This is a genomic window from Streptomyces sp. DSM 42067, from assembly GCF_055792885.1.
Map to the genome: position 1 here is coordinate 6,949,931 of NZ_CM147706.1, position 13,146 is coordinate 6,963,076.

The 13,146-nt window shown below is 71.4% G+C and carries 12 protein-coding genes; 5 read left to right on the forward strand and 7 right to left on the reverse strand.

What is annotated here, in order from left to right:
- Positions 1-16: 16 nt before the first annotated feature.
- Positions 17-826: a PaaX family transcriptional regulator gene (locus ACSMXV_RS31435; protein ID WP_473174518.1), complete on the reverse strand. Its 810-nt coding sequence runs from the start codon at positions 824-826 to the stop codon at positions 17-19.
- Positions 827-830: 4 nt separating this feature from the next.
- Positions 831-2,462: an AMP-binding protein gene (locus ACSMXV_RS31440; RefSeq protein ID WP_473174519.1), complete on the reverse strand. Its 1,632-nt coding sequence runs from the start codon at positions 2,460-2,462 to the stop codon at positions 831-833.
- Positions 2,463-2,557: 95 nt separating this feature from the next.
- On the opposite strand from ACSMXV_RS31440, the gene ACSMXV_RS31445 reads away from it, so the two are divergent.
- From ACSMXV_RS31445 to ACSMXV_RS31455, 3 genes are all read left to right on the forward strand, one after another.
- Complete coding sequence (locus tag ACSMXV_RS31445) at positions 2,558-3,733, forward strand: acyl-CoA dehydrogenase family protein (RefSeq protein ID WP_473174520.1); 1,176 nt, start codon at positions 2,558-2,560, stop codon at positions 3,731-3,733.
- Entirely contained in the window at positions 3,730-4,128 is a 399-nt protein-coding gene (locus tag ACSMXV_RS31450; RefSeq protein WP_473174521.1) for a RidA family protein, read from the forward strand. Before ACSMXV_RS31445 ends, ACSMXV_RS31450 begins: the two co-directional genes overlap by 4 nt.
- A gap of 251 nt (positions 4,129-4,379) precedes the next feature.
- Positions 4,380-5,225 carry an alpha/beta fold hydrolase gene (locus tag ACSMXV_RS31455; RefSeq protein ID WP_473174522.1) on the forward strand — a complete coding sequence of 282 codons (846 nt, stop codon included), beginning with the start codon at positions 4,380-4,382 and terminating at the stop codon, positions 5,223-5,225.
- A 210-nt stretch (positions 5,226-5,435) separates the two neighbouring features.
- Here the strand turns inward: ACSMXV_RS31455 and ACSMXV_RS31460 are convergent, their stop codons facing one another.
- Positions 5,436-6,173: a DUF2470 domain-containing protein gene (locus ACSMXV_RS31460; protein WP_473174523.1), complete on the reverse strand. Its 738-nt coding sequence runs from the start codon at positions 6,171-6,173 to the stop codon at positions 5,436-5,438.
- A 346-nt stretch (positions 6,174-6,519) separates the two neighbouring features.
- On the opposite strand from ACSMXV_RS31460, the gene ACSMXV_RS31465 reads away from it, so the two are divergent.
- Positions 6,520-7,011 (forward strand): sortase, encoded by a 492-nt coding sequence (locus ACSMXV_RS31465; RefSeq protein ID WP_473174524.1) that lies wholly within the window; start codon positions 6,520-6,522, stop codon positions 7,009-7,011.
- 87 nt (positions 7,012-7,098) lie between these two features.
- Positions 7,099-7,851, forward strand: a complete 753-nt coding sequence (locus ACSMXV_RS31470; protein WP_473179114.1) for a class F sortase — start codon at positions 7,099-7,101, stop codon at positions 7,849-7,851.
- A gap of 44 nt (positions 7,852-7,895) precedes the next feature.
- Here the strand turns inward: ACSMXV_RS31470 and ACSMXV_RS31475 are convergent, their stop codons facing one another.
- Genes ACSMXV_RS31475 through ACSMXV_RS31490 form a run of 4 tightly spaced genes read right to left on the reverse strand, consistent with a single transcriptional unit; the run spans position 7,896 to position 12,818 of the window.
- The gene (locus ACSMXV_RS31475; RefSeq protein ID WP_473174525.1) at positions 7,896-9,434 is read right to left on the reverse strand and encodes an ABC transporter ATP-binding protein; all 1,539 of its coding nucleotides are present in this window, start codon (positions 9,432-9,434) and stop codon (positions 7,896-7,898) included.
- Positions 9,431-10,279, reverse strand: a complete 849-nt coding sequence (locus tag ACSMXV_RS31480) for an ABC transporter permease (protein WP_473174526.1) — start codon at positions 10,277-10,279, stop codon at positions 9,431-9,433. The genes ACSMXV_RS31475 and ACSMXV_RS31480 overlap by 4 nt, the downstream gene beginning before the upstream one ends.
- Entirely contained in the window at positions 10,276-11,280 is a 1,005-nt protein-coding gene (locus ACSMXV_RS31485; protein ID WP_473174527.1) for an ABC transporter permease, read from the reverse strand. The genes ACSMXV_RS31480 and ACSMXV_RS31485 overlap by 4 nt, the downstream gene beginning before the upstream one ends.
- Entirely contained in the window at positions 11,265-12,818 is a 1,554-nt protein-coding gene (locus ACSMXV_RS31490) for an ABC transporter substrate-binding protein (protein ID WP_473174528.1), read from the reverse strand. The genes ACSMXV_RS31485 and ACSMXV_RS31490 overlap by 16 nt, the downstream gene beginning before the upstream one ends.
- Positions 12,819-13,146: the final 328 nt, after the last annotated feature.

The window sequence follows — 13,146 nt, forward strand, 5'->3', positions numbered from 1 at the left end:
TCAGGGGCCACGCGACTCATGCAGAATGCACGAATTTCTTCCCGGTGTCCCGCAGTCGGGCCGCCAACTCCTGGAAGACCTGTGCCGACCGGGCGCCCGGCCATCCCTGGGGCAGAAGTTCGGCGGGAAGCCCCGGGTCCGCGTACGGCAGATGCCGCCACGAGTCCAGCGCGAGCAGATAGTCGCGGTACGCGTCCTCTGCGGGGGCGCCGGCTCGCTTGCCCCACGCCCGCAGCACCGGCTCGTGGCGGTCCAGGAACTCCTCGTGCAGCTTGGCGATGGCCGCCAGGTCCCACCAGCGTCCGACGGCCTCCGCGGTCGGCGTGAAACCCAGGTGGTCGCCGCGGAACAGATCGACGTACTGGGCCAGTTGCAGGCGCTCCAGTGTGTGCCGGGTCTCCTCGTACAGCCGCGCGGGGGCGATCCAGACGCCCGGTGCCGCCGCGCCGAAGCCCAGCCCGGCAAGCCGCGAGCGCAGGACGTGCCGCTTGTGGCGCTCCGGCTCCGGGACCGAGAAGACGGCGAGGACCCAGCCCTCCTCGCCCCGGGGCGCGTCCGTGCGGTAGATGCGGCGGTCGCCGTCGTCGAGCAGCTGACGGGCGTCGGGCGACAGCGCGTATCCGGCCGTGCCCGTCGCGGTGCGCTCGGGGACGAGCAGTCCGCGCCGCTTCAGCCGGGACACCGACGAGCGCACGGACGGGGCGTCGACGTCGACGGCGCCCAGGAGGCGGATCAGCTCCGCCACCGGTACGGGACCGGGGAAGTCCCGCCCGTACGCGCCGTAGAAGGTGACGATCAGGGACCGTGGGGTGTGCTGCTCGGACACGTGATCACTCTACGGTCCCGGGCTCCCGGAGCCGGAATCTCTGCACCTTCCCGGTCGCGGTACGAGGCAGCGCGTCGAGGAAGAGGATCTCGCGCGGGCACTTGTACGGTGCCAGCTCGGCCCTGACGAAGTCGCGCAGCGCCGCCGGGTCCTTCCCCGCCCCCTCGCGCAGCACCACACAGGCGACGACGATCTGCCCGCGCGCCTCGTCCGCCCGGCCCACGACCGCTGCCTCGACCACGTCCGGGTGGCGGAGCAGAGCCTCCTCGACCTCGGGGCCCGCGATGTTGTATCCCGCCGAAATGATCATGTCGTCCGCGCGGGCGACGTAGCGGAAGTAGCCGTCCGGCTCCCGGACGTACGTGTCGCCGGTGATGTTCCAGCCACCGCGCACGTACTCCCGCTGCCGGTCGTCAGCCAGATAGCGGCAGCCGACCGGGCCCCGCACGGCGAGCAGTCCCGGCTCGCCGTCCGCCACCGGCTGCCCCTCGGCGTCCACCACGCGCGCGTGCCACCCCGGTACGGGCACGCCCGTCGTACCCGGGCGGATCGCCTCGTCCGCCGCGGAGATGAAGATGTGCAGCAGCTCGGTCGCGCCGATGCCGTTGATGATGCGGTGCCCGGTCCGCTCGTACCAGGCCTGCCAGGTGGCGGCGGGCAGGTTCTCACCTGCGGAGACACAGCGGCGCAGCGACGAGATGTCGTACGCGGACACCTCGTCCAGCATCGCGCGGTACGCGGTCGGCGCGGTGAACAGCACGGACACCCGGTGCTCGGCGATCGCGGGCAGGAGCTGCCCGGGGCCCGCCTGCTCGAGCAGCAGCGCGCTCGCCCCGGCCCGCATCGGGAAGATCACCAGCCCGCCGAGCCCGAAGGTGAAACCGAGCGGGGGACTGCCGGCGAAGACGTCGTCCGGCTCGGGCCTGAGCACATGGCGTGCGAACGTGTCCGCGACGGCCAGCACATCGCGGTGGAAGTGGACACAGCCCTTGGGCCGCCCGGTCGTGCCGGACGTGAACGCGATCAGCGCGACATCGTCGGACGACGTGTCCACGGCAGCGCAGCCACCCGGCATCCGCGCACTGCGGTGCAGCAGATCGTCCGGCGCGTCCCCGCCGTACGTCGTGATCCGCAGCCCCGGAATCTCCGCCTTCGCCAGGTCGTCCACCGCCCTGATGTCGCAGAGGGCATGGCCGACCTGCGCGATTCTGCACATGGTGGCCAGCTCGTGGCTGCGCTGCTGGGCGAGGACGGTCACCGCGATCGCGCCCGCCTTCATCACGGCGAGCCAGCAGGCGGCCAGCCACGGTGTGGTGGGCCCGCGCAGCAGCACCCGGTTTCCGGGCACGACACCGAGCTCACCGCTCAGTACCTGGGCGATCCGGTCGACGTGGCCCTGCAGCTGCCCGTACGACCACACCTCGCCGGACGCGGTACGGAACACCGGCCGTTCCGCTCCGAACCGCTCGACGGCGCGGTCCAGTAATTCCGTCCCGCAGTTGAGCCGATCGGGGTAGCGCAGCTCCGGCAGATCGAAGGTGAGGGCGGGCCACTCGTGTGCGGGCGGAAGATGATCGCGCGCGAAGGTGTCGACGTGGGCCGAGGTCTTCAGCCCCAGGACGTCGCTGGGATTCATGGCGGTTCGCCCCCTTGTCATGGTGGGCTCGCTCCATGAGCGTATCGTGAAGGTGACGACAGTCAACGCTTCGCGATAATGGGAGAGGCCATTCGATGCCCGGATTCGCACTGGAGCCGCAACAACTCGAGTGGTGCGCCCAGCTGCGCACCCTGGCCGCCGAGCGGCTGCGCCCCCTCGCGGACAAGGCCGAACCGGGCCGCGTCAACCGCCCACTCCTCACCGAAATGGCCGAACACGGCCTGCTGGCCCGGTTGTTCACTGCCGGTGCCCTCGACCTCTGCCTGATGCGGGAATCGCTCGCCCACGCCTGCACGGAGGCCGAGACGGCGCTGGCACTCCAGGGCCTGGGCGCGCATCCGATACGCCACTCCGGCACACGCCGGCAGCGCGACCGCTGGCTCCCGGAGGTCATGGCGGGCCGCGCCGTCGCCGCCTTCGCGCTGAGCGAGCCGGGCGCGGGCTCCGACGCGGCGGCGCTGTCCCTCGCCGCCGAGCCGACCGCGGACGGCTGGCGGCTCACCGGCGAGAAGCGCTGGATCTCCAACGCCCCCGAGGCCGACTTCTACACCGTCTTCGCCCGTACGACACCGGGCGCGGGCGCCCGCGGCGTGACCGCCTTCCTGGTCCCCGCCGACCGCCCCGGTCTGACCGGCGCCGCACTCGACATGCTCTCCCCGCATCCCATCGGCGCCCTCCACTTCGACGGGGTGCCCGTGACCGCGGACGACGTGCTCGGCGAACATGACCGCGGCTTCCGCGTCGCGATGCGCACTCTCAACCTCTTCCGGCCGAGCGTCGGCGCCTTCGCGGTCGGTATGGCGCAGGCCGCGCTGGATGCGACGCTCGCGCACACGGCACAGCGCAGCGCGTTCGACGGCAGGCTGAAGGACCTCCAGACCGTCGCCCACCAGGTCGCCGAGATGGCTACCCGGACGGAGGCCGCGCGGCTGCTCGTCTACGCCGCCGCATCCGCGTACGACGCCGGCGCACGGGACGTACCGATGCGCGCCGCCATGGCGAAGCTGCTGGCCACCGAGACCGCGCAGTACGTGGTCGACGCGGCCGTCCAGCTGCACGGCGCCCGCGCCCTGCAGCGCGGACACCTCCTCGAACACCTCTACCGCGAGGTGAGGGCTCCGCGGATCTACGAGGGGGCCACCGAGGTACAACGCGGGATCATCGCCAAGGAGCTGTACGCCTCGGAGGAGCTTGACGGCGCCAAAGATGGCTCAGCAAAGGGTTCCGCAAAGGAGTCGGACGCCTCGTGAGCACGGAGCGCATCAATCCGGCCGAGCTCTCCCCGCCCACGGGGTTCTCGCACGCCGTGACGGCGACGGGCTCCCGCCTCGTCTTCCTCGCCGGGCAGACGGCGCTCGACTCCGACGGCAAGGTCGTGGGCGAGACGCTTCCGGCCCAGTTCGAGAGGGCACTGACCAACCTCCTCGCCGCACTCGCCGCGGCGGGCGGCGGCCCCGCCGACCTCGCCCGGGTCACCGTCTACGCCACGGATGTCGCCGACTACCGGGCCCATGCCGCCGAACTGGGCAGCATCTGGCGGCGGTTGGCGGGACGGAACTATCCCGCGATGGCGGTGATCGGAACGGTTCGGCTCTGGGACACGGAGGCGCTGGTGGAGCTGGACGGGGTCGCGGTGCTTCCGTGAGCGCCCGGGGCCTTCCGGGGCACCGGCTCCTGGCAAGGGTCATTCGCCCGCAGCGGCTGGCGCAAGCGTTGGCTGCTGTCCGACGACGGCTCCTCGGCGCCACACCGAGGACGTACATGCCGCCGCGGCCCCCCGCCGCCAGGCGGCAGCCGCCGTCCCAGGGCGAGCCGTTCCCCGCGGGAGCCGGGGCGGCGGTAGCGTGGTGGGGCCTCGGGGGACAAGGCGCGGCATAGGACGACTTGGGGGCTGTCATGCCGAAGACCGAGCTCAGCGTGGGCACCATCGAGTACGAGGACTCAGGGGGATACGGCGTCCCCGTCGTGCTGCTGCACGGGCTCGCGCAGGACGGCACGGTCTGGCGTGGCGTCGTGGAGCAACTCGGCCCCGAGTTCCGCTGTATCGTCCCGACCCTCCCGTACGGCAGCCACCGCACCCCACTGCACCCCGGAGCGGAGCTCACCCCGCACGCGATGGCCCTGCTCATCGGAGAGTTCGCCGACACGCTGAAGCTCGGCGACGACGCGGTGTTCGTCGAGAACGACGCCGGACGGCTGCAACAGCTGGCCGCCGAGCGGCCGGATCGCGTCGGCCGGATGGTCATCGCCGGCTGCGAGGCCTTCGACAACTACCCGCCCCGCGCGGGCGGCAAGATGCTGGTGGCGGCCGCCAGGATCCCCGGTGGTATCGCGCTGATGGCGAACGCCCTGGCCATCCGTCCGCTGCGGCGGATCCCGGGCACCGGATACGCCATCATGGGGCACAAGCCCGTACCGGACGACCTGATCGACCGTTGGATCGAACCGCTGCGCAGGAATCCCGCCGCCCGCGACGTGCTGGTCCGTTATGCGCGCGGCCTGCGGAAGACGGAGATGTCCGAAGCCGCCGAGGGTCTGCGCTCCTACACCCGACCCGCGCTGGTCGTCTGGGGCAGGCAGGACCGCATGATGCCGCCGGAACACGGCCGCCGACTGGCCGAGCTGCTGCCCCAGGGGCGCCTCGTGGAGCTCGACGAGTGCCGCACGCTGATCCCGCTGGACCGCCCGCACGGGCTCGCCGAGGCGATCCGGACCTTCGTACGCGAGACGTCGTCGCCCTGATTCATCAGCCCGGCGAAGAGACCGTGCCGGACGGCGTGTCGGCGTCCTGTTCGCCGTGATGGCTCGGCGGTGCGGTGCGGGCGGTCGCTGGAGCGCCAGCCTGAACCCCGTGCACCTCGCGCTGCGGAGGCGTACAGAGGGCGGCTGCCAGCGGAGCCGCACGCATGATCGCCGCCACGTCGGCGCGGGAGGGTGGCGGTTGACGAGACGTCATGGCCGGGAGGAGGTCGGGTGCCGGTGCGGGCAGTGTCGTCCGGCGGCGAGGAGATTCTGGATCCCCGCCCCGGCCTGGGCCGTGTCATGCACCGGCTGGGGAAACAGAAGCCGGAGGTCGCAGTGGCCACGGGCGTACTCGCAGCGCAGTGTGATGGCGTAGCGGTCGAGGGCGACGGGTTGCACGCGGACGACCCCCTGCAGCAGCCGCGGCCCGGCCAGCCGGGACAACTTCGCCACCATGTCCTGGTGGGCGTCGGCCAGATGCGTCAGCATCGCCGCTTCCTCGATCGCCAGGGGATCCGCTTCGGCGAGCACCAGTTCGTCGAGGCCCACCGCCACCATGTCCTCCCCCGTTTCGAGGGTGGCGCGCGCGAGGTCGAGGCGGAGGCCGGCGCTGTCGTCCGCGTCCTCCTCCGTGCCGTCGGCCAGGGCGAGCCATCCCGAGAGCGTCACCTTGGCGCGCACCCGCGCCCGGACCGGCGTGGGGGAGATGTCGGTGAACTCCAGCAGCGCGGCCAGAGCGCCGCGTGGGGCGGATACGGTCCGGGCCGCCAGAGGGCTGTCGGCCGGCAGCCGCAGTCTCACCTGGCCTTTGCTGTCGACGGTGTGCAGACCGATGAGGTCGTAGCGGTGACCGTCCGTCGTGAGGGTCAGCGATCCGGCGCGGGCCAGTACCGAACGGATCCGTTCTGCGGCGGTCGGTGCCGTCGCGGAGGCGGTGGTGGGGTTCATCGGACCTCCAAGGAGAGCGAGCAAGGTTAGGCTAACCTAACTTACGCAAATTCGGGAGCCCTCGTCCCGGGGCTCGCCCGCAGACGCAGCCGGAGACTCTGAGCCGGCAGATCTGACGAGGCACCAGTAGCCCGTTCGCGCCCCTCCGGCGCTTCCTCCGCCGTAATGGCCTCTGCGCCGGTGACCTGCGTAATCGATCAAGCGGGAGCTCCGCTGCACCTGACTGGGCGACACATCTGCCGATCCGTCATGTTGCGGGGCTGACGGACTGTCGGTTGCCTCGTGAGCGGAGCACAGCAGAGGCGCCGCGCAGACAGGCCGGACACTGCTCCGTTGGAGGATTCATATGCGTTACACACACGTTGGTGCAGGTATCGGCCTGGTTCTCGGTGCCCTCGGTCTGCAGGTCCCGGCCGCTGTCGCCGCTGATGGCTCAGATGTCCGGATCAATCCGTGGAGTGCGTCCCCGGGCTCCACGGTCACGGTCAGTACCACGGCGTGCGGCCCGGACGTGGACTACGGCAAGGGCTGGTCGGAGGTGGGAGGGCAGTTCCACCTCTTCGAGGGCGACCATGCAGGGGTACTCACCGGCCAGTTCGAGATCCCGGAAGGAACCAGGCCGGGCAATGACACGGTCACCCTGAAGTGCCCACCGCGGATCAAGATCACGGATACGTACCGGGTCACCGGCCGCCCTCCGAGCGGCTCGGTCAGCGCCGGTTTCGGACCGGGTGAAGACAGGGGCATGGAGCTCGCCCTGGGCGGTGCGCTGCTCGTCGGAGCCGCCGCCGGAGGCGTGGTCTGGATGTGCCGCCGCCCGAACGGCACCCGAACCTGACGCTCAGCCGCGATGGAACCCGAGCACAACACCAGCGCTTCCCGAGACCCGTTCATCCCCGCAGTGAGCTTTCTGGCGTGCGCCATGATGGTGGGTGCGGTGCTGCTGATCAGCGGGGTGCACGACGAGGAGCCGCCGCAGCCATCGGCGGCCCAGGCCTTCTCCACGTCCGCAGACCCCACACCCACCGCCACTGCCTCGGCTCCCGCCATTGCCTCGCCTGCCAGCACTGCCTCGGCTCCCCCCACTGCTTCAGCGACCGGTCCTGCTTCGGCCCCCGCCACTGCTTCAGCGACCGGTGCCGCGTCAGCTGCCCCTGCTGCTCCAGCTCCACGTACGGCTGCGGCAGCCGGCCCCGCCGGTTCCGCCCTCCAGCCGCTGCCCCCGGCGGATCCGGTCCGGCTCCGGATCGCCGCCATCGGCGTGAACGCCCCCATGGCACGACTGGGTCTCGACGCGGCAGGGGCACTACGGAGCCCACCACCTGGCAAACCGGGCCTCGCCGGCTGGTACGGCGACGGCACGGCTCCCGGCTCGCCAGGGACGGCCATCGCCACCGGACATGTGGACACACCCACCGGCGCCCCCGGTGTCTTCCACAACCTCGGCGCCCTGACCAAGGGCGCCACGATCGAGATCAGCCGGGCGGACCGGCGGACGGCGGTGTTCGCCGTCAGCGCCGTCGAGCTCTACGACAGGAAGAAATTCCCCAGCAAGAAGGTCTACGGCAGTACCGGCCGGCCCGAACTCCGGTTGATCACCTGCGGCGGCGGCTACACCAAGCGCACCGGCTACCTGAGCAACGTCGTGGTCTACGCGACGCTGACCGCGGTGAAGTAGCCGGCGGCGGGTACCTGAGCAGCTCATGGCTAGGGTCCCCATGGTCAGCGGCCGAGCGGGATCCCCGTGGCCAGTGCTGCGGTCACAGGGTGGGATGGTGAGGTGAACAGCCGTGTGGTGGGGCCCGACTCGACCGCGTGTCCCTCGGACATCACGACCAGCGAGTCCGTGCGCTCGGCGACCAGGCGCACGTCGTGGCTGACGAGGACCAGGGACAGGCCGCGCCGGGCGCGGAGATCCGTCAGCAGATCCATCACGGCGACGGCGGTGTCCGCATCCAGCGCGGAGGTGACCTCGTCGCAGAACAGCACGTCGGGGTCGGCCGCCAAAGCGCGGGCTATGGCGACGCGTTGGCGCTGTCCGCCGGAGAGCTCGTGGGGGTAGCGGTCGGCGAAGGCGGCGGGCAGGCCGACTTGGTCCAGGAGTTCCAGGACGCGGTCGGGGACCTCGGCCCGCCCGGCCCGGCGGTGCAGCAGGAGCGGGCGGCGCAGAGCGTCCCCCACGGTGCGACTGGGGTTGAGGGTGCCAAGGGGATCCTGCGGCACGAGTTGGAGGCGGCGGCGCTGGTCCCGGGAGCGGCCGTGTGCGGTGGGGGAGAGGCGGGCGCCGTCCAGGCTGACGGTGCCGGCGGTGGGGCGGTGCAGGCCGACGAGGGTGCGCAGCAGGGTCGTCTTGCCGGAACCGGAAGCACCGACGACGCCGAGGCTGCTTCCGGCGGCGACGGTGAGATCGATGCCGTGCAGCACGGGGACGCGGCTGCCGTGGTGGAGGTGGGCGGCGTGCAGGCCGGACGCGGTGAGCGTGGACTGCCCGTCGGACGAGGTGGGAGCGGGATCGCCCAGGACGGGTGCGCTGCGCGCGGCCACCCGGAGGTGTGGGCCGGTCAGGTCGACGACGTCGTCGGCGAGCCGGGTGACCAGGTCGGGGTCGTGGCAGGACAGGCCGATCGCTATGCGGTGGCTTTCCGCGAGGTGGCGCAGGAGGTCGGCGATCTCGTCGCGCAGCGCGGGGTCGAGTCCGGCCGTGGGTTCGTCGAGGAGGAGGACGGCGGGTCGGCGGGCCAGGGCCCGGGCGAGCGCCACCCGCCGCTGCTGGCCGCCCGACAGCCCGCCGATGCGGCGGTCGGGCAGTCCGTCGTCAACGGGAAGCTTCACCTCGGCCAGCTGCGCCCGGATGGCCTCGGGGCTCGCGTCCACGGCGACTTCGGCGAGCAGGCGGCGTACCTTCATGCGCGGGTTGAGGGCGGAGCCGGGGTCCTGACCGACGTAGGCGAGGCGGTGCCGGCGCAAGGTGCGCAGGGCGGGTGCCGGGAGGGCGAGGGGGTCGTGGCCGAGAACGGCGATGCTGCCCGCGGTGCGCTCGGTGCCCGGGGGCAGGGTGCCGGTCACGGCCCGAAGCAGCGTGGTCTTGCCACAGCCGGAGGGACCGACGACGGCGGTGATGCGACCGGGGGCCAGTTCGAGATCGGCTCCGTCCAGCAGGAGGCGGCCGTTCGGGGCGGCGACGGTCAGGCCCGAGACCCGTACCGCGCTCTCCCCCTCCGTCGCGTGGCTGTCGGAGTACCAGTGGGGCATGTGGTTCACAGCGCGGGCACCGCCTTCTGGCCGGCATGCGGGACGAGGGCGGCGGCCGCCAGATTGACGCTCATGGCGAGCAGGCCGATGGCGACACTGGGGGCGAGGACGGCCCACGGATTGAGGAGGATGCCACCGGAGTTCTCCCGGATCATCAACGCCCAGTCCGCGGCGGGCGGTTGGGGTCCCACCTGAAGAAAGCCGGCGGTGGCGACGAGGTAGACGGCGGCGACGAACCGCAGCCCGAACAGTGCGAGCAACGTGGCCCGCAGGTTGGGCAGCACCTCTCTGACCACGAGATACCACAGCCGCTCGCCGCCGACGGACGCCGCCTCCACGTATCCGGAGGCCGCCACGGGCGCGGCCGCGCCGGCGACCAGGCGCACCGCGTACGGGACGCCCAGGACGACGGACGCGGTGACGACGGCGAGCCGTCCGCCGTCCGGCCAGGACAGGGTGACCAGCAGGATGCCGAGCACGGCGGGCAGCAGCATCAGCACGTCGGCAGTGCGCTCGACGACCCGTCCGACGGCCGGGCGCAGGGCGCTGGCCGCGCCGAGCACGGCGGCTACCGCGGTGACCAGGACGGCGACCAGCAACGAGGTGACGACGAGCTCGCGTCCTCCGGCGAGCACACGGCTCAGTACGTCCCGGCCCAACTGGTCGCCGCCGAGGGGAGCGTCGCCGCCGGGCTCCGCGTACGGCGCGCTGACCGGGGCGTCGATGGCGTGCGGGGCGAGCCACGGACCGGCCAGGGCGAGCGCGGTGAGCAGCAGGGCGGGCAGCACGCGCAGGGCGACGCGGCGGCGGGCATGGCGCACGACTGGATCCGGTTTTACGACGGTCGTGGTCATGTCCGGCCTCCCGAGGCCCAGGCGCGTACGAGGTCGGCGAGCAGCAGGACGCCGGTGATGACGGCGCCGGTGACGGCGACGACCCCGGCGATGAGGGGGCTGTCCCGGTCGGCGACCGCGCCGGCGAGGACGGAGCCGATGCCGGGGTAGTTGAAGATGGTCTCCACCACGACCGCGCCGCCCAGCAGCATGCCGGTGGAGGTGGCGATGCCGGCCGCGATGGTGGGCAGGGCGCCGGGCAGCAGGTGGTGGGTGAGGATCCGGTGCCGAGGCAGTCCGTCGAGCACGGCGGTCTCGATGTGTGGTGCCCCCGCCTCGTCGGCGAGGGCGGCCCGCACGATCCTGGTGTTCCAGCCGATCTGCGGGATGGCCAGGGCGAGGACGGGCAGGACGAGCATCTGCCAGGAGGCGGGCGAGCCGTCGGCGTCGGTCAGGGTGACGGCGGGCAGCCAGTCGGCCCACAACGCGAAGACGAGGACGAGGGCGACCGCGACGACGAACTCGGGCAGCGCGAGGATGCTGGTGGCGCTCGCCGACAGCGCCCGGTCCAGCGAGCCGCCCGGCTTGGCCGCCGCCCAGCAGCCGAGCGCAACCGAGGCGACGAGGGTCACCAGCAGCGCGAGCCCGCCGAGCAGCAGCGTGTTGGGGAACGGGTGGGCGAGCAGGTCGGCGACCTGCTCGCCGCGTGCGGAGGTGCCCAGGTCGCCGGTGGGCAGGCCGGTCATCCAGTCCCAGAACCGTTCCGCGACCGGCCGGTCCAGGCCCAGCAGATGGCGTCGCTGGGCGAGATCGGCCGCGCTCTCCCCGCGCTCGGAGGTGGCGCGCGCCGCGTCACCCGGAAGCAGCTCGACGGCGGCGAAGACGGCGGCGAGCAGCACGGCCAGTAGCAGGATCCGGCGTGCGAGTACACCGGCCGCGTACAGGGCCGTACGCATCACAGCCGGAACCGGCCGCGGCCCCAAGGCCGCGGCCGGTTCACCCTGGGTCAGCGAGCCAGCCATGCAGTCTCAAGCTGGACGCGCCCGTAGCCGGGCAAGGTGGGCAGGTTGCGCACGGCCGCGCCCGCGAGGTCGATGCCGTCGGCCATGCCCCACAGCAGGTAGCCGGACTCGTCGTACTCGATCTGCTGCAGCTCGTGGAGCACCTTGGCGCGGGCCGCCGCGTCCTTGGTCGCCATCGCCTTCTTGTATGCGGCGTCGAACTCGGCGTTCTTCCAACCCGTCTCGTTCTGCCCGGAGTCGGAGACCATGGTCTTGCTGGCGAAGAACACCACGGAGTCGTTGGTGCCCCAGTACGTGGTGTAGAGGTCGCCCTTGAGCCAGGTCTTGTCCCAGAACGTGGCGGACTCCTGCTTGACCACCTCGACCTTCACGCCGGCCTCGCGGACCTGGGAGGCGAACAGCGTCGCCGACTCGGCGAGGCCCGCGATGTCCTCGGTGGTCAGCAGCTTGTACGTCTTCGACAGGTCGAAGCCGGCTTCCTTCAGCAGCTGCTTGGCCTTGGCCAGGTCGCGCTTCCGCTGCGGGATGTCCTTGGCGTAGGCGGGGTCGCCGGTGCCGAGGATGTCGTTGGTGACCGTGCCGTAGCCGGACAGCACCTGCTTGACCATGGCCTCACGGTCCACGGCCAGCCGCAGCGCCTCGCGCACCTTCGCGTCCGCGAACGGGCCGTCGGCGGTGCGCATGACGATCGGCATCGCCATGTCGTTGGGGCGGCGCACGATCTGTATGTCGTCGCGCTTCTCGGCCGTACGGGCCGCCACCGCGCCGACGTTGGACGCGACATCGATCTGGCCGGCCAGCAGGGCGTTGGCCATCGCCTGGGGGCTTTCGAAGATCTTGACCTCGATGGCGTCGAGGAGCACGTCCCCGCCGTACCAGTCCTCGTTGCGTACGAGACGGGCGTTGCCGGAGCGGAACCAGTCCAGCTTGAAGGGGCCCGTGCCCGGCGCCTTGCCGAGATCCTTGTCCTTGGTGTCCTTCTTCAGGACGAACGTCGTCAGGCGTGTCAGCAGGGGCAGTTCGGCGTTGGCGTAGTCGGAGACCAGCACGACGGTGTCGTCTCCCTCGGCCTTGATGTTCTCAGCCTTGATGCCGGGCAGCCGGGAGGCCCCGGCGGGGGTGTTGCGCAGCCGCTTCAGCGACCAGACGACGTCCTCGGCGGTGACGGGCGTGCCGTCGTGGAACTTCGCTCCCTTGGCAAGAGTGAAGCGCCACGTCTTCAGGTCGTCCGACGCCTTCCAACTGGAGGCGAGGCGGGCAACGGTGTTGGGCTTGGCGCCGGGAACGGTGAGGGTGTCGTAGACGAGAGAGATGATCAGGTAGTCGCTCTCGTTGGCCTGCGTGCCGTGCGGATCCTGCGTGATGGCCGAGGCGCGGCCCAGTGCGCCGACCCGGAGGGTGCCGCCGCGCCGAGGCTTCTCACTGGACTTTGACGGCGACTTGGAAGAGGTCTCGTCGCTGCCGCCGCACGCGGCGAGCAGCGCGGCAGCGCCAATTCCGCCGCCGACCCACAGCACTTGGCGTCTGTTCACGTTCACGTACGACCTCGTTCCACTTGAGCAGGCAGATTGCTTAGGTGTGCCTACCCTAAGAATTTCCTGTACGCAAGCCGTGCGACATCCGCTCTTCTCGGTCTTTGATGCGTCAAGTCCGCGCATTGAAGCACATCATGGCGCGGCGGGCGGAACTGCACCCCGGAAGATGCAGGACCGATAGTTAGGGTTGCCTTACCTAAATTTGATTGGTACGTTTCGGGCCGCGCGTTACACAGACAACACACAGTCAACGCACAGATTGGCGTCTCCGGCACCGCATCCGCGCATCCGCCACCGGCGTCCGCGCACCCGCATGCCCCAGACACCCGCA